This is a genomic window from Halomonas sp. KM-1 (assembly GCF_000246875.1).
In the GTDB taxonomy this organism is placed as follows: Bacteria; Pseudomonadota; Gammaproteobacteria; order Pseudomonadales; family Halomonadaceae; genus Halomonas; species Halomonas aerodenitrificans.
In genome coordinates this window covers 15,231-37,306 of the sequence record NZ_BAEU01000014.1, presented here as the reverse complement: position 1 = coordinate 37,306, position 22,076 = coordinate 15,231, and the positions used below count along the sequence as shown (strand labels likewise).

Here is a 22,076-nt window from a genome sequence, read left to right as displayed (position 1 = left end):
CGTGCCATATCTTCATGGTACGGGCCATGGCGGGTCCGAATAATTCGATCGGCTCGAGTCGACGATAACTCCACTACGCACGGGCAGGGGCTCATGAACAGGGCATTCTTCCAGGCTGCCGCCATGACGGCAGGCTTCTTCGCGTTTGGGCCGACGGCCCAGGCCAATATTCCCGAATCTTCTCATACACTCAATGGCGTGATGCCGGAGCTGCCGACGCTGTGGCAGGTGCTGGACGCGGTGGCGCAGCCCGAAGGGCTGACCGCCGACGAGGTCTGGCTCAGCATCGATCTGCGCAACCGCCGGGTGCGGGTGATGCGCGGCGAGCGTGAGATCAAGCGCATCGAACACCTCGCCTTCGGTGCCGGCGGTGCGGCGCCGCTGCGCGCCAGGGGCAGTTCGATGACGCCGATCGGCGAGTTCCGCGTAGACCGCATCAACCGCGCCTCGCGCTTCGGCCTGTTCTTCGGCTTCGACTATCCCAATGCCCAAGTCGCCGAAGAAGCGCTGCGCAGCGGCAAGATCACCATGCAGGAGTACTGGCACATCGAGAATTACCGGGCGCGCCACGGCCGGGCACCGCATACCACGGCGTTGGGCGGGCTGATCGGGATTCATGGCCTAGGGCAGGGCGACCCCGAGATCCATCGCAGCTTCGACTGGACCGAGGGCTGCGTGGCGGTCAGCAACGAGGAGATTCGTGCACTCGACCCGTGGCTGCGCATCGGCACACGGGTGGTGATCAAGGGCTAGGCAAAGTCTTGTGCAATAGGAGGAGCTGGCGGAAGAGCGTGGGAGTCGAACCCACCAGGGACCGCTGGCAGCCCCTACCAGATTTGAAGTCTGGCCGCCCCACCGGGGGTCGATCCTCTTCCTTGAGCGGTTCTTCATGATAGGCCGTTGCCCTACGGCCACATCTCGGCGTTGCGTATCACGCGTTCGTCTCCGATACGGCGCGTGAAGCCTACCTTATCAAAGAATTCGAGTATGTGAATGGCCAGCTTGCGGCCGGTGCCGATGCGGTCGCGAAAGTCGGCCGCGCGGATCCTGCCGTGCTCGCGTTCGAGTGCCTGCACGATGGCGGCCATCTCGGCCACCGTGGCAGCCGGGTAGAAGTGGTCGCGACGCACTTGATAGAGCCGGCCGAGACGGGAGCAGGCGATGAGCACCTCGCGGATGCGGGCTTCGTCGAGGCTCTCTTTTGCGAAGCCTTCGCTGGCGGCCAGATCGCGCACTCGCGGCGGTTGGAAGCCAGCCTCGGCGATGTGCGGTTCGAGCCGCTGCCACCGCGCTTCGTCCTCCTCGCCGAGGCTGGCCTGGTGGCCGGGCAGGGCGACGAAGGGGCCGTGGGGCACCAGCTTGCCGCAGGCCACTAGCCGCTCGATCAGCTGCCGGCCCGTCGCTTCGGGTAGCTGCGGAACGGCCTGGCGCGTCAGCCGGCCGCGCTCGGTGCCCAGCATCGAAGGCTCGCGCTCGTGGTTAGTGGCCACGCTGTCGAGCAGCCGGGCTTCCAGGGCTGCGATGGCCTCGGCGGAGAAGACGCGGGTCCGTTCCCGGTTCGGTAGCGTAACGCCACCCAGCGCTGCTACCGCGTCGATCAGCGCTGTCAGCTCGAGGTTGGCGTTGCGTGCCAGGGCGTCGAGATCGACACCGGTCGACTGCAGGCGCAGTCCCGTTTCCAGTAACTCTTGCAGCTGCAGCGGTGTGACGGCAGCGCACTCGGCCAGGGCGGCGAGCCAGGCCAGGCGCTCGGGACGGCGCTGACCGCGGCGCGGCGGGTCGCCTTCCAGCACCGTGGCCCCGCCCAGGGTGATGCCCGCTGCGGGATCGCGAATCACGCAGCGGTCGCCCAGGCAGGCGTGCACCGGCTCATCCAGCACCAGTTGGCCCAGCATGCTCTCACCGGGGGCGAGGTGCTGGCCTTCCAGCAGCGAGAGGCGCCCGCCATAGCGGCCCACGCCTAGGTGTACCTGCACCGGCGTCCAGTGCTTCACGCTCGGGGCCGAGTCGAGCAGCTGCAGTGTCGCGTCCAGGCGGCGTAGTGGCGGTGTCTCGAGCGCGTCGGCAACCAGCCAGTCACCGCGCTGAATGAGGTCGCGGTCGACGTCGCTGCCGGCCAGGTTGAGCGCCACGCGGTCGCCCTGATGCGCCCACTCGCTCTCGCGGTTCTGGCGACGCAGGCCGCGCACCCTGGCCTTATGGCCGCCGAGGGCCAGGCGTAGCGTGTCGCCCTCGTTCACCCGGCCGGCCAGTGCAGTACCGGTCACCACCACGCCGGCGCCGCGCTTGGTAAAGACCCGGTCGACGACGAAGCGAAAATGGCCGCGCACGACGGTGTCGCGCTGCGCCGAGGCCATCGCCCACAGCCGTTCGCGCAGGGCATTCACCCCTTCGCCGCTTGTGCTCGACACCTCGTGAAGCGGCGCCTCGGCCAGCGGCGTGCCGGCCAGCAGAGCGGCGATCTCCTCGCGCACCTGACGGCGGCGCGCGGCGTCGACACGGTCGACCTTGGTCAGTGCCACCAGGCCGCGGTCGAGCCCCAGCAGGGAGAGGATCTGCAGGTGTTCGACGGTCTGCGGCATCACGCCGTCGTCGGCGGCCACCACCAGCAGCACCGTATCGACCCCGGCGCTACCGGCCACCATGTGATGCAGGAAGCGCACATGACCGGGCACGTCGACGAAGCCGAGCTCGACGCCCTCGGCCACCTCGGGATAGGCGAAGCCGGGCTCGATGGTCAGGCCACGTGCTTTCTCCTCCTTCAGCCGGTCGGTGTCGATACCGGTGAGCTGCTGGATCAGGGCGGTCTTGCCGTGGTCGACGTGGCCGGCGGTGCCGACGATCACGGCGTGTCTCCCGGCGGGGCAGCGCCATACAGGCGGGGCAGCTGCTCCAGCTGACCGATGAAGATGGCGATTTCCGCCTCGCCGGCCAGGCAGCGCAGGTCGAGGTGCAAGGCACCGTCGCCGATGCGCCCGATGACCGGGCGCGGCAGCTGGCGCAGGGCGCCTTCCAGGCGATGCAGCTGACGCTCGCGCTGGCGTCGCTGCTCGGCGCGGGGGCGCCATGTCAGGGCCCGGCTTGGCAGCCGGTCCACCGGCAGTGAGCCGCTACCGAGCTGGCTGGCGCAGGGCGCGAGCGTCACTTCGAAGTCGCTGAGCAGACTGCTCACATGGGGCAGCAGGCGTTCGCCGGTGGCGGCGATCTCCGCCTCGGGGCGTGTCAGCAGCGCCAGGGTGGGGATGTCGCGCTCGGGGGCGTCGCTGTCGCGATAGAGGCGCAGGGTGGCCTCCAGCGCCGCCAGGGTCAGTTTGTCCAGACGCAGGGCGCGCTTGAGCGGGTGGCGCTTGATGGTGGCGATGGCTTCCCGGCGGCCGACGATGATGCCCGCCTGGGGGCCGCCGAGCAGCTTGTCGCCGCTGAAGGTGACCACATCGGCGCCGGCGGCGATGGCGTCATTCGGCTGCGCCTCGTAGGGCAGGCCGAGGGCGGTGAAGTCGGCCAGCGCGCCGCTGCCCAGGTCGACCAGCAGGGGGACGCCGTGAGCGTGGGCGATCTCGGCCAGCGTGGGTTCCGGCACGCTCTTGGTGAAGCCGGTGATGGCGTAGTTGGAGGTGTGCGCCTTGACGATCAGCCCGGTGTGCTCGCCGATGGCGGACTCGAAGTCCCGCGGGTGGGTGCGGTTGGTGGCGCCCACCTCGCGCAGCCGGCAGCCGGCCGCCTGCATGATGTCGGGCATGCGGAAGGCACCGCCGATCTCGATCAGCTCGCCGCGGGAGATCAGCGCCTCGCGTCCGGCTCCCAGGGCGCCCAGCGCCAGCAGCACGGCGCCGGCGTTGTTGTTGACCACGGTGGCGGCCTCGGCGCCGGTCAGTTCGCACAGCAGATCCTCGACCAGGCGGTCGCGGTCGCCGCGGCCGCCATCGTCCAGATCGTACTCCAGCGCCATGGGGTGGCGTGCGGCATCGGCCATGGCCGTGATGGCCGCCTCGGCGAGGGTGGAGCGGCCCAGGTTGGTGTGGATCACGGTACCGGTGAGATTGAACACCGCGCGGGAAGCCGGGCGGGCCAGCTCGGTGAGCCGCTCGATGGCGGCGTTGGCCAGGGCGTCGCCATCGACGCTTTCACTGGTCTTCTGGTCAGCGGCGAGCTGCTGGCGGGCCTCGTCCAGGGTCTGGCGCACCGCGCGCCGCACGAGGCGGTGGCCATGCCGGGCGCGGGCGGCGGCCACGGCGGGATGGGCCAGCAGGGTATCCACTGCGGGCAGACGGCGTCGAACGTCCATTGTCGTGCTCATGTCCATGTCAGGGGTCACCCACGTTCTTGTGGGGCGCGGGACTCTCCCCGTGCGCCCCTTCGTGGTTGGGCTCCCTATGGCATAGCATGCCGGACCGGGCGGCGTCCAACCGCCGGCTCAGCCCTCGGCGATCAGCAGCGGGTTGAAGCCGCTGCGTCGGTAGCGCCCCTCCTCGCCCAGCAGCAGGTCCAGCGCCAGGCTGCCCAGGTCGTCGGCCAGCGGCTCGGCCTCGGCGTCCAGCGTGCGGGGGAATATCTTGAGATAGCTGCCGCAGTCGCCGCAGGCCTCGGCCTGGGCCGCCTCGGCAGTCGCTTCGTCTTCCCCTTCGCCCGTTTGCGGCGCCAGGCTCAGGTAGCTGAGCTTGCCGCTCTGCTCGCACACGCTGCACAGGGAGCGTTCGAAGTACCATTGGGTCGCGCACAGGCCGCACTGCAGGTAGCGTACGCCGCTGCAGCTGGCCTCGCTCTCGATCACGCTGGCCACTGGCGGCGAACCGCAGCAGGGGCACAGGGTACGTGTCTCGCCGCTGGGGCGGGCCGGGGCATGCGGCAGCGCCTGCACCAGCCGCTGCCAGGCCACCTGCAGAGCAGCGGCGATCAGCGGCATCAACCCACGGTGCTGCTCGTCACCGGCCTCACCGGCCAGGAGCTGGGCCATGAGCTGCTTCAGCGTGGCGTCGGGCAGTTCGCGCAGGGCGGCGATGAGGGGGCGCTGCGCTTCGCCCACGTGCAGCTCCAGTGCGCCGAGCAGGGCCGTCAGCTCGCCCTGGATGTCGATGTCGCCCTGCAGCGCCTGGGCATTGAGCGGCGGCATGCCGTGCTCCAGCGCCAGGCGAAACGCCTCGGGATCGGGCTGCCAGCCCGTGGCCCGTTCCAGTGCCACCTGCTGGGCGGTGGCCAGCTGGGCCATGAAACCGAGAAACTCCCCCAGCGGTGCGTTGCGCTCGGCCAGCGCCTGCAGGCGCTGGGCGCGCCGGGCGAAATGGTCGTCGCCGGGCAGGCGAACCTCGGGCGGTTGCATGATCCCCGTGGGGGCATTGCCATAGGCGTGGGTCACGGCGACTCCCCTTTGCGGCTTTCGTGGCGGCGGCTTATCTCGCGGTGCTTGCGCTCCTTCTCCATCTCCTCCTCGTACCACAGATCATGATGATGGCGGGCCCAGGCCTTGCTCACCCGGCCGCGCACCATGGCCTGGAAAGAGCCCTTGACCCAGATGCCCGAGTAGATGTGGATGATCAGGGTGATGATGGCGAGAAAGGCGAGGTAGGCGTGGCCCATCGAGGCCAGCCGGCGCAGGGTGATCGGCACTTCTTCACCGACCAGGGGCTGCCACATCAGCACGCCGGTGATCAGCAGCAGCGGTACGCACAGCAGCATGACCCAGTACACCAGCTTCTGGCCGGCGTTGTTCTTGCCCACCGGCGGCAGCTTCTCGTCGCGATTGGCCAGCACGTCGTCGATCTGCTTGAGCCACTGCACGTCGTGACGCTTGAACAGGCTCTCCTTGAAGAAGCGGATCGCCATCAGCACGAACAGCAGCGACATGAACAGGCCGATCCACGGATGCAGGATGCGGGTCATGGTGGGGCCGCCGAACAGCCCGGTCAGCGACCAGAAGAAGGGGTGAAAGAAGGGCAGCCCGCTGAGCACCAGCAGTACGAAGCTGATGGCGACGAGCCAGTGCAGCAGGCGTGTCCAGACGCCGTAGCGCAGCAGCTGCGGATCCGTCTTGGCCAGGCTCATGGTCGCTCCTCCCGCTCATCTCGTTCTTCTCTGGCCTCCCGCTCCCTCTGGCGGGCCTCGTCGTCGCGCACCGCCTGTTCGTCCTCCTCGCCGTGCTCCTTGGGGCCGGCGGTGGCGTAGTGGAGAAAGCCGGTCAGGGCGGCCAGGCCGATGGCCGCCGAGGCCAGCGGTTTGGTCACGCCTTTCCAGGCGCTGACCATCGGGCTGATGCGGGGATCCTCCGGCAGGGCGCTGTAGAGCCCCGGCTTGTCGGCATGCTGCAGCACGTAGATAACGTGGGTGCCGTCCACGCCCTCGGGGTTGTAGACCCCGGCGTTGTCGTAGCCGCGGCTCTTGAGAAAGTTGGTGCGGGTCTCGGCCAGGTCGAGCATGTCGTCCCGGGTGCCGAACATGATCGAACCGGTGGGGCACGACTTGACGCAGGCCGGCTCCAGGCCGTGGAACACCCGGTCGGAGCACAGCGTGCACTTGTAGGACTTGCCGTCCACCTCCGAAATGCGCGGCACGTCGAAGGGGCAGCCGGTGACGCAGTAGCCGCAGCCGATGCAGTGCTCGGAGTTGAAGTCGACGATGCCGTTGGCGTACTGCACGATGGCGCCGGGTGCCGGGCAGGCCTCGAGGCAGCCGGGGTCGGCGCAGTGCATGCAGTTGTCCTTGCGGATCAGCCACTCCAGGTTGCCCTGCTCGTTCTCGTACTCGTCGAAGCGCATCACCTGCCAGGTATTGGGGGTGAGATCGAGCGGGTTGTCGTACTCGCCGACGTTGTTGCCGACCTCATCGCGCAGGTCGTTCCACTCGGCGCAGGCGACCTGGCACGCCTTGCAGCCGATGCAGCGCGACACGTCGATCAGCTTGGTCACCGGGTCGATGCCCCCCGTTCGCTCCTGGGGCGAGGGCACCGTGGTCGCCGAGCGGGCGATGATGTTCTGCAGATTGACCTGTTCGCCTCTCATCTTGGCCTCCTTGCGCTACAGCTTGTCGACGCGCACCAGGAACGACTTGTACTCCGGCGTCTGGGTGTTGGCGTCGCCCACCGATGGGGTCAGCGTGTTGGTCAGATGGGCCTTCTTGGTCTCGCCGAGAAAGCCCCAGTGCAGCGGAATGCCCACCTGATGCACCGTCTTGCCGGCCACCTGCAGCGGACGAATGCGCTTGGTCACCACCGCCACCGCATCGATGTAGCCGCGCTTGGAGCTGACCCGCACCCGATCACCCTTGGCGATGCCCAGCTCCTGGGCCAGGCTCTCGCCGATCTCGACGAACTTCTCCGGTTGGGCGATGGCGTTGAGCCGGTTGTGCATCGTCCAGTAGTGGAAGTGCTCGGTCAGGCGATAGCTGGTGGCGGCATGGGGGAACTCCTCGAAGGTGCCGAGGTTTTCCAGATCCTGCGGGAAGATGCGCGCTCCCGGGTTGTGCTTGGCCAGCGGGTTGTCCGGGTGCAGCGGGTTGTTCGCGACTGGCGTTTCGAAGGGTTCGTAGTGCTCCGGGAAGGGCCCCTCCTTCATGCGGTCGCGGGCGAACAGCTGGCCGCGCCCGGTCTGATTCATGATGAACGGGCCTTGGGTCGCCTCGGGCGGCGAGTCCTCGGGAAAGTCGGGCACGTCGTTACCGACCCAGCGCTCGCCGTCCCACCACACCACGGCCTTGTTGGCCGCCCAGGGCGTGCCGTCGGGGCGGGCGCTGGCGCGGTTGTAGAGGATGCGGCGGTTGGCCGGCCACGACCAGGCCCAGCCAAGGGTCTGGCCGGTGCCGTAGGGGTCGGAGTTGTCGCGGCGCACCATCTGGTTGCCGCCCTCGGTCCAGCAGCCGGCGAAGATCCAGCAGCCGCAGGCAGTGGAGCCGTCGGCGCGCAGGAAGCCGAAATCCTCGATTTGCTCGCCGGCGCGTACCACCAGGTTGCGGTCCTCGTCGAAGACGTCCTCCAGCGCCCAGCCGTTGTACTCCCGAGCCAGCTCCTCGGGGCTCGGTTCCTCCGGCCGGCGGTAGGGCCAGTGCAGGTTGAGGATGGGGTCGGGGAAGGCGCCGCCTTCTTCCTGGTAGAGCCGTTGCATGCGCAGAAAGATGCCGGCCAGGATCGCCGTGTCGGGTTTGGCTTCGCCCGGCGGTGGCGCGGCCTGCCAGAACCACTGCAGCCAGCGCGAGCTGTTGACGATGGTGCCGTCCTCCTCGGCGAAGCTGGTGGTGGGCAGGCGGAACACCTCGGTATCGATGGCGGCGGGGTCGACGTCGTGATACTCGCCGTGGTTCATCCAGAACTCCGCCGTTTCGGTGCGCAGCGGGTCGATCACCACCAGGAATTTCAGCCGCGACAGCGCCTCGGTGACCTTGGCCTTGTGCGGGAAGGCCGCCAGCGGATTGAAGCCCTGGCACAGGTAGCCGGTCATCTCGCCGCGATGCATGCGTTCGAAGGTGTGCAGGATGTCGTAGAGGTCCTCGCCCATCTTCGGCAGCCAGTCGTAGCACCAGTCGTTGGCCTCGGTGGCGGCGTCGCCGTACCACGCCTTCATCAGGCTGACGTGGAAGCGCTCGTAGTAGCGCCAGTAGGAGATCTCTTCAGGCACCAGCGGCGGCCGTGCACGTTCGAGGATGAAATCCTCGTAGTCCTGCTCGTCGTCGTCGGGTAGGGTCAGGTAGCCGGGCAACTGATCGGAGAGCAGCCCCAGGTCGGTCAGTCCCTGGATGTTGGAGTGGCCGCGCAGGGCGTTGACCCCGCCGCCGCGCATGCCCATGTTGCCCAGCAGCAACTGGACGATGGCCGCGGTGCGGATGATCTGCGAGCCGATGGAGTGCTGCGTCCAGCCCAGCGCATAGAGGAAAGTCATGGTCTTGTCGGGGGCGGCCGTTTCGGCGGCCATGTCCCACACGTGCTGGATCTTGTCGCGCGGCGTGCCGCACACCGAGGAGACTACGTCGAGGGTGTAGCGGCTGTAGTGCTGGCGCATCAGCTGGAACACGCAGCGCGGGTGCTCGAGTGTCTCGTCGCGCAGGGCGTGACCGTCCTCGTCGTACTGGTACTGCCAGCCCTCCATCTCGTATTCGCCGTTGTCGGTGTCGTAGCCGTTGAATAGACCGTCCTCGAAGCCGAACTCATCGGCCACCAGCAGGCTGGCGTCGGTGTAGGCGAGCACGTAGTCGCGCTGGAAGCGACCGCTCTCGATCAGGTAATGGATCAGCCCGCCGAGGAAGGCGATATCGGTGCCGGTGCGTATCTCGGCAAAATAGTCCGCCACCGCGGCGGTGCGGGTGAAGCGCGGGTCGACCACCACCAGCCGGGCGTCGTTGTGCTCGCGCGCCTCCATCACCCAGCGGAAGCCAACAGGATGAGCCTCGGCAGGGTTGCCACCCATGCCGATGATCAGGTCGGCATTGCGAATGTCGACCCAGTGGTTGGTCATGGCACCGCGACCGAATGTTGGGGCAAGACCTGCCACCGTCGGTCCGTGTCAGACGCGCGCCTGGTTGTCGAACGCCACCATGCCCAGACTGCGGGCGATCTTGTGAGTGCAGTAGGCGGTCTCGTTGGTCGAGGCCGAGGCCGCCAGCATGCCGGTAGTGGTCCAGTGATTGACCGTATTGCCTTCGTCGTCCTGGGTAACGAAGTTGGCGTCGCGATCGTCCTTCATGTGTCGGGCGATGCGGGTGAAGGCCTCGTTCCAGCTGATCCGCTTCCACTCCCTGCTGCCGGCCTCGCGTACCTGGGGATAGCGCAGGCGCGATTCGCTGCGGATGTAGTCGAGCAGCCCCGCGCCCTTGGGGCATAGCGAGCCGCGACTCACCGGGTGATCCGGGTCGCCTTCGACGTGATAGATGTCGTCGATGTTGTTGATCGCGGCGTCGCCGCGGGCATAGATCAGCACGCCGCAGCCCACCGAGCAGTAGGTGCAGTTGCTGCGCGTGATCTTGGCGCCGGTGAGCTTGAAGTGGCGAATCGAGGCGATGGCGGGATCCGGGGCGAAGCCCATCATCGCCATGCTGGATGTGGCCATCCCCGCCGCACCGAGCTTGAAGAACTGTCTGCGCGAAACCCTGAGGGTCATGAGGCCTCCTGCCTGGTTCCCGTACCCATTGTATCGTTATGCATCTTTGCTAGCGGTCTGTATTAAGCGTAGCGACTCCTGACAGGATCGCGGTTCGTCGTTGGTTTCCGTTGGTAACGAATGGCTGCCGCGGGATGGCTGTCGCCGGGGTCATCAGGGCGATTGATCGCCGCTGGCCTGGGGCTCGCCGTCTTCCTGTCGACCGGTGTCGTCGGCGCCCAGCGGTTCGTCGGGCATGACCTCGTCATCGCCTTCGCCATCCTCCTCGCGCTCGGGCGACTGGGTCTCGTAGGCCGGGCCGGCATCGGATGCGGCGGCGGGCGTCTGGAACAGCTCGTCGCCCTGGGTCTCGCCGCTGCCGCTGCCCTGATCCTTCTCTTCCATGTCGGCACCGGTGATACCGCTGGTGGTGCCGGCCCGTCCGGTGGTGACATCCGGCGCTTCGGTGATCTCCGCCGGGTCCATGCCGGCGGCACTCTCGTCCGGTGTGGCCGGGTCGGTGGCCAGCGCCGCGGCCGACCACAGCATGGTTGCCCCCAGCAGAGGGACGAACGTCTTGGCTGCCATGCTTGCCTCCTTGCCTGCCGCTCTCTCTCACCCCCAGCGTAGACCCTGACGGCTGAGGCCGACAGCGAGGAGCCTGGGTTCGATGAGTGGCAATCTCTCGCTACGCCTTTCTACACTGGAGCCAGCCGCCCCGATGGGATGCCGGGGTGGTCACGTTCGTTTCGCATTCGGCATCGTCCATCGTCCGGCATCGTCAATGGAGTGACATCTTGCGCAGTTTACCGGCCACCCTTCCGATACTTTTCGTCTGTGAAATCAGCTTCCTGCTCGGGCACGGTCTGATCATGACCCTGCTCGGGGTGCGCATGTCCATCGAGGGCTTCCCCTCGCACATGGCGGGCCTGCTGATGTCGAGCTTCTCGCTCGGCTTCGTGCTGGGCAGCTACCTGCTGGAGAAGCGCATCCGCAGCGTGGGGCATATTCGCGTGTTCGCCGCCTGTGCCGGGATATTGGCGGTGACCGCCATGCTCCACGGCCTGTGGGTCGACGCCTGGGCCTGGCTGGTCTGGCGCCTGCTCGGCGGGGTCGCCACGGCCGGCATGCTGATGGTGATGGAGTCGTGGGTCTCGGGGGAGTCGACCAACGACAATCGCGGCCGGGTGCTGGCGATCTACATGATCATCTCGACCCTGTCGCTGGCCGGCGGGCAGTGGATGCTCAATCTGGCCGATCCGGCCGGCCCGGCGCTGTTCTCCCTGGTCGGCATGCTGTTCGCCCTGGCGCTGGTGCCGCTGTCGATCGTGCGCATCCACGGCCCGCGCCAGACCCACGACATCCAGCCGCAGAAGATCCCGCTCAAGACGCTGTTCAAGCGCGCGCCGGTGGGGCTGGTGGGGGCATTCACCGCCGGACTGATGGTGCAGTCCTTCTTCGCCATGACGCCCTTTTACGGTCAGGAGATCGGCCTGACCACTGGCGAAACGGCGCGCTTCATGGCCATCACCACCATGGTGGCGCTGTTCGCCCAGTGGGGGCTCGGGCGGCTCTCCGACCGTATCGACCGGCGCAAGGTGATCCTCGGCATGGCGGCGGTGATGACGATTTCCGGTGTCCTGGTGTCGATGCTGGTGCGCATCGACTTCTGGCTGCTGGTACTGGTGGCCTGCTTCCACACCGCCATGCTGCATACCCTCTACGCTCTGAGCCTGGCCCATACCAACGACTGGCTGGAGCCCGGCGAGATCGTCGCCGCCAATGCCAAGCTGATGATCTGGTACGGCATCGGCTCGATCATCGGCCCCTTCTCGGCCTCGCTGGTGATGCAGGCGATCGGCCCCGATGGGCTGTGGATGTTCCTCGGCGGCGCCTCGCTGGCGCTGGCGCTGTTCGTGACGTTGCGCCTGCGCCGTCGTCCCGGTGAGCCGATCGAGGAAGTCGAGCAGGAGCCCTTCGTGGCGGTGCCGACCCTGGAGACGCCGCACTTCACCGAGCTCGACCCGCGCCTGGAGCCGACCCAGATGGAGTTCCACTTCGAGGAGGCCGCGGGGACGTCGCGGGAAGAGGCTGCCTGAAGCTGGCGAATGCGCCATCATGGGGGACGCCCTCAGAGGGAGAAAAAAGACCGATGCGACGTTCATTCGCCCTGCCCCGTATGCTGGGCCATGCGCTGGGCCTGCTGACCTGCCTGGCGCTGCCCATGACCGTACAGGCCGACAGCTGCCCGCCGCCGGGCCAATGGCTGCAGCCCGGCGGCGAGCGGCTCGATTCGGCGGCACTGTTCGCCAATCTCGCCGAGCGCGACGTGGTGCTGCTCGGCGAGCAGCACGACCGCATGGATCACCACCGCTGGCAGCTGCACACCCTGGCCGGCCTGCACGCCCTGCGCCCGGACATGGTGATTGGCCTGGAGATGCTGCCCCGCGAGGCCCAGCCCGCGCTGGATGCCTGGGTGGCGGGGGAGCTCGACGAGGCGGAGTTCCTCGACGCCAGCAACTGGCGCAGCGCCTGGGGCTTCGATCCGGAGCTCTACCTGCCGATCCTGCACTTCGCCCGCCTGAACCAGGTGCCGCTCAAGGCGATCAACGTCACCCCCGAGCTGCGCGGTCGCCTGGCCGGTGAGGGCTGGGATGGGGTGCCGGAAGACGAACGTTTCGGTATTACCGCGCCGGCCGAGGCGCTGCCGGCTTATCGCGAGCGCCTGGCCGCCGTGCATGCCCAGCATCCCAGCGCGGGGGACGATGAAGCGAGCCTCGAGCGCTTCATCGCCGCGCAGCTCGTATGGGACCGCGCCATGGCCACAGGGCTGGCCGAAGCCACTGCCGAGGGGGTGCTGGCGGTGGGGCTGATCGGCCAAGGCCACCTGCAGTACGAGCACGGGGTGCCCCATCAGCTCAACGACCTGGATGTAGACGCCCACGCTACCCTGCTGCCCTGGGCGGTGGAAGTCGACGGCTGCGAGCTGCCGCCGGCGGGGCTGGCGCATGCCGTATTCACCCTGGCCGAGACCCCGGCGCAGGCCCAGCCGCCGATGCAGCTCGGGGTCTATATCGTGCCCAATGAGGCCGGGATCGAGGTGCGCGGCATTCAGAGTGGCTCTGTGGCCGAGAGCGCGGGCCTGGAGGAGGGGGATATCATTATGCGCGCCGCGGGTGAGGCGCTGGCGAGGCCTGCCGATCTGACCCAACGGGTGCAGCGGCAGCCGCCCGGCACCCTGCTGCCGCTGGAGGTGGAGCGCAACGGTGAGCGGCGCGAGATCCTGGCGCGTTTCCCGCCGAGTGACGGCGGCAGCGACACGCGATGAGCCGGGCCATGCCGAACGCGCTGCGCGCACTCCTGGCCGGGCTGACGGCGTTCGCCCTGCTTTTCGGCATCGCTGCGGCGCGGGCCGAGGCGCTGCCCCAGGTCAGCCTCGATATCTCGCTCGATCCCGACAGTGGCCGCCTGGCGGGGGAGATGTCCTTCTCGCCGCCGCCCGAGTCGAGTGACTTCACGCTTCTGCCCGGCCTCGAGCTGGTTGCCGCGCAGGCCGACGGCGACGCCATCGCGGCCGAGCCTGACGGCGATGGACGCCACCGGCTGGCGCTGCCGCCGGGAGCCGAAACGCTGACGCTGCGCTGGCAGGGGCGTCTGGAGGACGGCGAGCGGCTAATGCTCTCGCCTCGTGGCAGCCTGCTGCCGGCCCACGGCGGCTGGTATCCGCGCTTCGACGACCTCGGCCCTTTTGCACTGACCTTGCAGATCGCGCTACCCCCAGGGCAGCGGGCGGTGGGCACCGGTTCGCTGCAGGGCGAGCCCCGGGTCGACGAGGTGGGTTATCGCGTGCGCCATGAGCATCCGCGCACGCGGGTGGTGGAGCTGGCCGCCGGCCCGTGGGTGGAGCGCAGCCGCGAGGTCGACGGCGTGCTTTTGCGCACGCTGTTCCCCGAGGCGCTCGATGCCGCCCACGCCGAAACCTACCTGGACCACGCCGCCGACTACCTGCAGCGCTTCGTCGAACGCGTCGGCCCCTATCCCTACGCCAGTTTCAGCATCGCCGCCTCGCCGGCCCCGGTTGGGCTGGCCTATCCCGGCTTCACCCTGCTCGGCGAGCGGGTCATCCCGTTGCCGTTCATCCCTCGCACTTCGCTGGCCCACGAGCTGATGCACGCCTGGTGGGGTGCCGGGGTGCTGGTCGACTATTCCAACCAAGACGGGATCGGCGGCAACTGGTCCGAGGCGCTGACCACCTACCTGGCCGACTATGCCCTCGACGAAGCCCGCGGCGAGGCGCGGGAGACCCGCCGCCGCTGGCTGCTCGATCTGGCGGCGCTGCCGGATGGCTACGACCGCCGCCTGACTGATTTCCGCGGCCAGCGCGACCCGGCGCTACGCCTGCTGGGCTATCAGCACGGCGCCATGCTGCTGCACATGCTGCGCCAGCGTATCGGCGACGAAGCCTTCGATGCGGGGCTGCGCCGCTTCGCCGAGCGCCATATGCATCGTGAGGCCGGTTGGGGCGACCTCGCGACGGCGCTGGGCGAGGCCGCCGGCGAGTCGCTTCAGGCGTTTGTCGAAGCCTGGGCGCAGCAGCCGGGGCGTCCAGCGCTGGGTGTCGAGGCCACTCGCCGTGAGACGCCGGACGGCTGGACGCTAGCGGGGGTGCTCGAGCAAAGCGGGGTGGGTGCACCCTGGCCGCTCCAGGTGCCGCTCAGGGTCGAGACCGTCGCCGGTGTGGAGCGGCACCGTGTTTCGCTCGAAGAGGAGCGCGTCGAATTCTCGCTGCAACTGGAGCATGAGCCGCTCGCGCTTCTCGTCGACCCCGACTTCGACCTGCTGCGCCGGGTGGGCGGACCGCCGATCCTGCGCCGGGTGGCGCTCGATCCTGCCAGTCGGCTGCTGGCCTTGGAGGCCTCGCTGGCCGAGCCGGTCAGGCAGGCCCTGGGTGCCCCGCTGCCTTCTGCCAGCGAGGGGATGTCGCTGGCAGAAGGCGCGCCGCCGCTGCTGTTGGTGGGGCTGACCGAGCCCGTCGCTGGCTGGCTCGAGGGCCAGGGGCTCGATGGTGTCGTCCTCGACATGGCGCAACGTGGCCAGGCACGGGCCTGGACCCTGCCCGGCACCACCGTGACGGCAATCAGCGCTGACGACCGGGAGACCCTCATGCGCCTGCTGGGCAGCCTGCGCCACCAGCTGGCGCATGGCTACCTGATCGTGGACGGCGACGAGACGACCACCGGCGCCTGGCCGCTCGAGGAGACGGCCCTGCGCGTCGATTGGTCGCCCTGATCGCTTGCACGCAGCGGTGCTCGATGCGCTATCGTATCGGGAGCCGCCGGATGCCCGGCGCACGACTCGATCATGTCGCGAAAGCGCACGGAATCTGCTGGAGGATTGCCTTGGCCATTTCCCGTTTTGCCGATCTGCTGGACGAGGCGCGTCGTCAGCCAGAGCCGCAGCGGCTGCTGTTCGTCTTCACCCGCGCCGAGTTGCCGGACAACCCCACCCAGGAGCAGCGTGAGCGCTTCGAGCAGGGGGAGGGTGGCGCGCTGACCCCGGTACTGTGCGTCGACAAGGCGCCCGAGGAGCTCAGTGACATGGATGCGCTGGTGGCGGAGTCGCAGCACACCGGCATTGAGTGGGACGTCGTCTTCGTCGGCGCGCTGTCCGGCCGCGGTCGAGAGGCGCCCACCAGCGAAGAGGCCGAGAACCATCTGCAGCGCATGGTGCAGTCGCTGCAGATGGGCAATACCCAGAGCTTCCTGGCGCTGAATCGTCAGGGTGAGGCGATAGCCTTGCAATAGCGTTTCGGTGACACCATAGAGAACCCTTATCGGAACCATGGCGGCAATCAATTTTCGCCTATGGGTTGCGATGGATAAGATAGCCCCCGTATTCGGATCACCCCACCAATGACACGGAGCATTACTGAATGTCCCTGATCAACACCGAAGTCCAGCCGTTCAAGGCCACCGCTTTCCACAACGGCGAGTTCGTCGAAGTCTCCAACGAGGACCTGAAGGGCCAGTGGTCCGTGGTGATCTTCATGCCGGCCGCGTTCACCTTCAACTGCCCGACCGAAGTCGAGGACGCCGCCGAGCACTACGAGGAGTTCAAGAAGGCCGGTGCCGAGGTCTACATCGTCACCACCGACACCCACTTCTCGCACAAGGTATGGCACGAGACTTCCCCGGCGGTGGGCAAGGCCAAGTTCCCGCTGGTCGGTGACCCGACTCACCAGCTGACTCGCGCTTTCGGTGTGCATATCGAAGAAGCCGGTCTGGCCCTGCGCGGCACCTTCGTGATCGACCCGGAAGGCGTGATCAAGACCCTGGAGATCCACGACAACGCCATCGCCCGCGACGTCGCCGAGACACTGCGCAAGCTGAAGGCCGCCCAGTACGTTCGCAACAACCCGAACGAAGTCTGCCCGGCCAAGTGGAAGGAAGGCGAGCAGACTCTCGCTCCGTCCCTGGATCTGGTCGGCAAGATCTAATCGGTCTTTCCTGACCCGCGGGCTCGCTTCCGATCCCGTGTGTGTTCCCGCCCGGGCATGTGCTGCCCGGGCGATTTTCCGATACGTGCAAGCCCATGCCTGTGCCGACGCCACGTCAGCGCTGAGAGCATCGTCTTGCCATTTTCCAGCCCAGACATGAAGGAAACCGCTGTCATGTTGGACGACAATCTGAAAAGTCAGCTAAAAGCCTACCTGCAGAAGGTCACGCAGCCGTTCGAGATCGTCGCATCCCTCGATGACGGCGCGAAATCCCAGGAGCTGCATGGGCTGCTGAAGGACATCGTCGCCCTGAGCGACAAGATCACCCTGCGCCTGGACGGTACGGATGCGCGCAAGCCTTCCTTCGCCCTGAACCGTCCCGGCGAGGAGCCCGGCGTGGTCTTCGCCGGTATCCCCATGGGCCACGAGTTCACCTCGCTGGTACTGGCGCTGCTGCAGGTGGGCGGTCATCCGCCCAAGGTCAGCGACGACACCCTCGCCCAGATCAAGGCGCTCGAAGGCGAGTTCCATTTCGAGACCTACTACTCGCTGTCGTGCCAGAACTGCCCCGACGTGGTGCAGGCGCTCAACCTGATGGCCATCTTCAACCCGGGCGTGCGCCACGTCGCCATCGACGGCGCGCTGTTCCAGGACGAGGTCGAACAGCGCCAGATCATGTCGGTGCCGAGCATCTACCTCAACGGCGAACCCTTCGACCAGGGGCGTATGAGCCTGGAGCAGATCCTGGCCAAGGTCGACACCGGCGCGGCCCAGCGCGAGGCGGCCAAGCTCAACGAGAAGGATGCCTTCGACGTGCTGGTGGTGGGCGGTGGCCCGGCCGGCGCCGCAGCGGCCATCTACGCCGCGCGCAAGGGAATCCGCACCGGCGTAGCGGCCGAACGCTTCGGCGGCCAGGTGCTCGATACCATGGCCATCGAGAACTTCATCTCCGTGCCCTACACCGAAGGCCCCAAGCTGGCCGCGGCCCTCGAGCAGCACGTCACGGAGTATGAAGCCGACATCATGAACCTGCAGCGTGCGGTCAGGCTGATCCCGGCCGCCGACCAGGGCGGCGAGCATGAGGTGGAGTTCGCCTCCGGCGCGCGCCTCAAGAGCAAGACGCTGATTCTCTCTACCGGCGCCCGCTGGCGCGAGATGAACGTGCCAGGCGAGGCCGAGTACCGCAACAAGGGCGTGGCTTACTGCCCCCACTGCGACGGTCCGCTGTTCAAGGGCAAGCGCGTGGCGGTGATCGGCGGCGGTAACTCCGGCGTCGAGGCGGCCATCGATCTGGCTGGCATCGTCGGTCACGTAACGCTGATCGAGTTCATGGACGAGATGCGTGCCGACGCGGTGCTGCAAAAGAAGCTGCGCAGCCTGTCCAACGTCGAGATCATCCTCGGCGCGCGCACCACCGAAGTGAACGGCGACGGCACTCGGGTCAACGGCCTGTCGTATGAGGAGCGTGCCAGCGGCGAGATCAAGCGGCTCGAGCTGGAGGGCATCTTCGTCCAGATCGGCCTGGTGCCCAATACCGAGTGGCTTACCGATTCGCCCATCGAGCTCTCGTCGCGCGGCGAGATCGTGATCGACGAGCGCGGCATGACCTCGGTGCCCGGTATCTTCGCCGCCGGCGACGTCACCACCGTGCCCTACAAGCAGATCGTCATCGCCATGGGCGAGGGCTCGAAGGCCGCACTTGGCGCCTTCGACTATCTGATTCGCCACTGACGCCCTAATACGTCACTGACGTCCGCGGCCGGCAACGGGAACTCGTTGCCGGCCGCCGCTTCACTCGATGCCCCGCAGGCCATGACCTGCAGGGCATCGTCTTTTCAGCGGTCTCGATCTCCGCCTGGCGCTCCTCCTTCCAGGTGGCACTCTGCAGGTGCAAGTGGGCTGCCGGTAGGCTCTGGGCGCACTAAGGCGGTGCGCTCTCACAGGACGGATCGCCTTGGCTGCGACCGTTGAATAAGTGTTTTGCCTGCTCTATCCCTGTCCTGGAACAATCCTTGCTAAGGTGCTGGGCACATGCCCAGGCATGCATCACTCAAGAAGACCAATAACCCATCGAGGATATTTTTCATGCGTGACAACAAGAACAAGTGGCTACTGGCCACTTCCGCAGCGGCACTGGCACTGGGTAGCGCCTCCCTGGCCTCGGCCAACACCCTGCAGAACACCCTCGAGCGTGGCGCCGTCCAGTGTGGCGTCAGCGACGGCCTGCCGGGCTTCTCCGCCCCCGACGACCAGGGCGAATGGCAGGGGCTGGACGTCGATGTCTGTCGTGCCGTGGCAGCTGCGGTTTTCGGCGATGCCGAAGCCGTGCGCTACATCTCGCTGAACGCCGTGGAGCGTTTCACCGCGCTGCAGTCCGGCGAGGTCGACATCCTTTCGCGCAACACCACCTGGACCACCACTCGCGATACCACTCTGGGCCTCAACTTCGCCGGTGTGAACTTCTACGACGGTCAGGGCTTCCTCGTCTCGCGTGACCTGGGCGTGAGCAGCGCGAGCGAGCTCGACGGCGCTGCGGTCTGTATCCAGTCGGGTACTACTACCGAGCTGAACCTGGCCGACTACTTCCGTGCCAACGGCATGGAGTTCGACCCCATCGTTTTCGATACCTCCGAGCAGACCGTAGGCGGCTTCGAGGCTGGCCGCTGTGACGTGCTGACCTCCGATACCTCCCAGCTCGCCGCACTGCGCATCCAGCTTTCCGATCCCGACAGCGCTGTGGTCCTCTCCGATGTCATCTCCAAGGAACCGCTGGGCCCGGTGGTGCGCCAGGGCGACGATCAGTGGTTCAACATCGTCAAGTGGTCGCTGTTCGCCATGCTCAACGCCGAAGAGCTGGGCGTGACCAGCGAGAACGCCGACGAGATGCGCGACTCCAGCAACCCGGACATCGCCCGCCTGCTCGGTCAGGACGGCAACTACGGCGAGGGCATGGGCCTCGATGCCAACTGGGCCTACAACATCGTCAGCCAAGTGGGTAACTACGCCGAGAGCTTCGAGCGCAACGTGGGCATGGACTCACCGCTGCAGATCGAGCGTGGTGCCAACGCCCTGTGGACCGACGGTGGCTTCCAGTACGCTCCGCCGATTCGTTGATCGACCGCCCGAGTCACCTGAGGTGCCTCGATCCAACCCTGCCCCGGCCCGGACACCCCAGGCCGGGGTTTGATAACTGCTTGACGGATCCAGGCGGAGAGTCCCTTCATGTCCGTTCGCTCCAAGGCTCACTCGCTGGGCCCCAAACCGCCTTTCTGGCGCGACCGCGCCAAGCGCGCCCTGATCTTCCAGGCGCTGCTGATTGCCGCTGTCATCGCTTTTCTGCTCTACATCATCGGCAATACACAGGCCAACCTGGCCGCCCGCGGCATCACCACCGGCTTTGGCTTTCTCGAAAGAACCGCCGGATTCGGCATCGGCCAGACCCTGATCGAATATTCGTCCCAGAGCACCTACGGTCGTACCTTCGTGGTGGGCCTGCTCAATACGCTGCTGGTATCGGCACTGGGTATCGTGGCCGCCACCATCATCGGTTTCATCGTCGGTATCGCGCGGCTGTCGCCCAACTGGCTGATCGCCCGGCTGGCCAGCGGCTATATCGAGATCTTCCGTAACATTCCACTGCTGCTGCAGATCTTCTTCTGGTACTTCGCCGTGCTGCGGGCCATGCCCGGTCCGCGCGATAGCCTGGCTTTCGGCGAAGTCATCTTTCTCAACGTACGCGGGCTGTTTCTGCCCGAGCCATTGTTCGAGTCGGGCTTCGGCCTGATCCCGCTGGCCTTCGGTATCGCCGTGGTCGCCAGCATCGCGCTGACGATCTGGAACAAGCGCCGCCACGAGGCCACCGGCAAGCGCCTGCCTGCGGGCTGGATCTCGCTGGCCTTGATCGTCGGCCTACCGCTATTCATTCTGGTGGCGACCGGTGTGCCCGTCACCTGGGACGTGCCTGAGCTGCGCGGCTTCAACTTCCGCGGCGGCATCACCATCATCCCCGAGTTCCTCGCTCTGTGGCTGGCGCTATCGATCTACACGGCGTCGTTCATCGCCGAGATCGTACGCTCCGGTATCCAGGCGATCTCCCATGGTCAGACCGAAGCGGCCCAGGCGTTGAGCCTGCCGCAGAACCTGGTGCTGCGCCTGGTGGTGGTGCCTCAGGCGCTGCGCGTGATCATTCCGCCGCTGACCAGCCAGTACCTTAACCTGATCAAGAACTCCTCGCTGGCCACGGCCATCGGCTACCCCGATCTGGTCTCGGTATTCGCCGGTACCACGCTGAACCAGACGGGTCAGGCGATAGAGGTCATCGCCATGACCATGGCGGTCTATCTGACCATCAGCCTGCTGGTGTCGATGTTCATGAACTGGTTCAACGCCCGCGTGGCGCTGGTGGAACGCTAGGAGAGGCGCCATGACGATTCAATACAAGATGATCGAGGCGCGTCCTGCGCCCAGCAATACGGTGGGGCCTGTCGCCTGGTTGCGTGCCAACCTGTTCAGCGGGCCGGTGAACACCATTTTCACCCTGCTTGGCCTTTACCTGCTCTATCTGCTGCTGGTACCGACCATCCAGTGGGCCCTCATCAATGCCGACTGGGTCGGTACCACCCGAGACGACTGCTCACGGGAGGGGGCCTGCTGGGTCTTCGTCAGCACCCGTTTCACCCAGTTCATCTACGGCCTCTATCCGCGCAGCCAGATCTGGCGGGTCGATGTGACCTTCGCCGTCTTCGTCGGCATGATCGCCTGGCTGATGATTCCGCGCCTACCGTTCAAGCGCTGGGTGGCGCTGGCAACCCTGGTGGCCTTCCCGGTGTTCGCCTACGTCATGCTCTACGGCGGCCACTTCGGCCTGCCCGTCGTGCAGACCCATCGCTGGGGCGGTCTGATGCTGACCCTGGTGCTGGCCGTGGTGGGCATGGTGGGAGCGCTGCCGATCGGTATCCTGCTGGCGCTCGGAAGGCGCTCGCAGATGCCCATCGTCAAGAGCTTCTGCGTGGTGTTCATCGAGTTCTGGCGCGGCGTGCCGTTGATCACGGTGCTGTTCATGGCCTCGGTGATGCTGCCGCTGTTCATGCCCACCGGCGTCAGCGTCGACCGCCTGATCCGCGCCTTCATCGGTATCACCCTGTTCCAGAGCGCCTACATGGCCGAGGTCATCCGTGGCGGGCTGCAGGCGATACCCCGCGGCCAGGAGGAAGCGGCGGCGGCGCTGGGCATGAGCTACTGGATGCGCATGGGCCTGATCGTGCTGCCCCAGGCGCTGAAGATGATGATTCCCGGTATCGTCAACACCTTCATCTCGCTGTTCAAGGACACCACCCTGGTCATGATCATCGGTCTGTTCGACCTGTTGGGCATCGTCCAGGCGGCACTGTCGGATTCCCGCTGGCTGGGCTTCGCCCTGGAGGGCTACGTGTTCGCCGCGTTCATGTTCTGGATCTTCTGCTTCAGCATGTCGCGCTACAGTCAGTACCTCGAGCGGAAGCTGCACACCGGCCATAAGAGATAGG

17 protein-coding genes and 1 tRNA gene are annotated in these 22,076 nt (G+C 66.9%); 10 read left to right on the top strand and 8 right to left on the bottom strand.

Going from position 1 to position 22,076, the window contains the following annotated elements:
• Positions 1–93 precede the first annotated feature (93 nt).
• The gene (locus tag B8115_RS00855; RefSeq protein ID WP_010625837.1) at positions 94–753 is read left to right on the top strand and encodes a L,D-transpeptidase; all 660 of its coding nucleotides are present in this window, start codon (positions 94–96) and stop codon (positions 751–753) included.
• A gap of 26 nt (positions 754–779) precedes the next feature.
• Here the strand turns inward: B8115_RS00855 and B8115_RS23510 are convergent.
• The 8 genes from B8115_RS23510 to B8115_RS00815 form a co-directional block, all read right to left on the bottom strand.
• Positions 780–875: transfer RNA gene (locus B8115_RS23510), tRNA-Sec, on the bottom strand.
• Between the two features lie 30 nt (positions 876–905).
• Positions 906–2,846, bottom strand: coding sequence for a selenocysteine-specific translation elongation factor (gene selB, locus B8115_RS00850; protein ID WP_010625836.1), 1,941 nt, complete (start codon positions 2,844–2,846; stop codon positions 906–908).
• On the bottom strand, positions 2,843–4,285 hold the full coding sequence (gene selA / locus B8115_RS00845; protein ID WP_010625835.1) for an L-seryl-tRNA(Sec) selenium transferase: 1,443 nt from the start codon (positions 4,283–4,285) through the stop codon (positions 2,843–2,845). The genes selB and selA overlap by 4 nt, the downstream gene beginning before the upstream one ends.
• 129 nt (positions 4,286–4,414) lie before the next feature.
• A complete protein-coding gene (gene fdhE, locus B8115_RS00840) occupies positions 4,415–5,353 on the bottom strand; it encodes a formate dehydrogenase accessory protein FdhE (protein WP_010625834.1) in 939 nt (312 codons plus the stop codon).
• Positions 5,350–6,039 carry a formate dehydrogenase subunit gamma gene (locus tag B8115_RS00835; protein WP_010625833.1) on the bottom strand — a complete coding sequence of 230 codons (690 nt, stop codon included), beginning with the start codon at positions 6,037–6,039 and terminating at the stop codon, positions 5,350–5,352. Before B8115_RS00835 ends, fdhE begins: the two co-directional genes overlap by 4 nt.
• Positions 6,036–6,992, bottom strand: a complete 957-nt coding sequence (gene fdxH, locus B8115_RS00830; protein WP_010625832.1) for a formate dehydrogenase subunit beta — start codon at positions 6,990–6,992, stop codon at positions 6,036–6,038. Before fdxH ends, B8115_RS00835 begins: the two co-directional genes overlap by 4 nt.
• A 15-nt stretch (positions 6,993–7,007) precedes the next feature.
• The gene (gene fdnG / locus B8115_RS00825) at positions 7,008–10,076 is read right to left on the bottom strand and encodes a formate dehydrogenase-N subunit alpha (RefSeq protein ID WP_141638468.1); all 3,069 of its coding nucleotides are present in this window, start codon (positions 10,074–10,076) and stop codon (positions 7,008–7,010) included.
• Positions 10,077–10,229: 153 nt separating this feature from the next.
• A complete protein-coding gene (locus tag B8115_RS00815) occupies positions 10,230–10,643 on the bottom strand; it encodes a hypothetical protein (RefSeq protein WP_010625829.1) in 414 nt (137 codons plus the stop codon).
• 209 nt (positions 10,644–10,852) lie between these two features.
• On the opposite strand from B8115_RS00815, the gene B8115_RS00810 reads away from it, so the two are divergent.
• The 9 genes from B8115_RS00810 to B8115_RS00770 all read left to right on the top strand — a co-directional run bounded on the left by B8115_RS00810 (position 10,853) and on the right by B8115_RS00770 (position 22,075).
• Positions 10,853–12,154, top strand: a complete 1,302-nt coding sequence (locus B8115_RS00810) for an MFS transporter (protein ID WP_010625828.1) — start codon at positions 10,853–10,855, stop codon at positions 12,152–12,154.
• A 53-nt stretch (positions 12,155–12,207) separates the two neighbouring features.
• Positions 12,208–13,383, top strand: a complete 1,176-nt coding sequence (locus B8115_RS00805) for a ChaN family lipoprotein (RefSeq protein ID WP_010625827.1) — start codon at positions 12,208–12,210, stop codon at positions 13,381–13,383.
• Between the two features lie 8 nt (positions 13,384–13,391).
• Complete coding sequence (locus tag B8115_RS00800) at positions 13,392–15,344, top strand: M1 family metallopeptidase (protein ID WP_010625826.1); 1,953 nt, start codon at positions 13,392–13,394, stop codon at positions 15,342–15,344.
• A gap of 110 nt (positions 15,345–15,454) precedes the next feature.
• A complete protein-coding gene (locus B8115_RS00795; RefSeq protein ID WP_010625825.1) occupies positions 15,455–15,859 on the top strand; it encodes a hypothetical protein in 405 nt (134 codons plus the stop codon).
• 128 nt (positions 15,860–15,987) lie between these two features.
• Entirely contained in the window at positions 15,988–16,551 is a 564-nt protein-coding gene (ahpC, locus tag B8115_RS00790; RefSeq protein WP_010625824.1) for an alkyl hydroperoxide reductase subunit C, read from the top strand.
• Positions 16,552–16,725: 174 nt separating this feature from the next.
• A complete protein-coding gene (gene ahpF / locus B8115_RS00785) occupies positions 16,726–18,282 on the top strand; it encodes an alkyl hydroperoxide reductase subunit F (RefSeq protein ID WP_010625823.1) in 1,557 nt (518 codons plus the stop codon).
• 354 nt (positions 18,283–18,636) lie between these two features.
• Positions 18,637–19,665, top strand: a complete 1,029-nt coding sequence (locus B8115_RS00780) for an amino acid ABC transporter substrate-binding protein (RefSeq protein WP_010625822.1) — start codon at positions 18,637–18,639, stop codon at positions 19,663–19,665.
• A gap of 108 nt (positions 19,666–19,773) precedes the next feature.
• Positions 19,774–20,964, top strand: a complete 1,191-nt coding sequence (locus tag B8115_RS00775) for an amino acid ABC transporter permease (RefSeq protein ID WP_010625821.1) — start codon at positions 19,774–19,776, stop codon at positions 20,962–20,964.
• 10 nt (positions 20,965–20,974) lie between these two features.
• Complete coding sequence (locus tag B8115_RS00770; RefSeq protein ID WP_010625820.1) at positions 20,975–22,075, top strand: amino acid ABC transporter permease; 1,101 nt, start codon at positions 20,975–20,977, stop codon at positions 22,073–22,075.
• The last annotated feature ends 1 nt before the right edge of the window (position 22,076 follow it).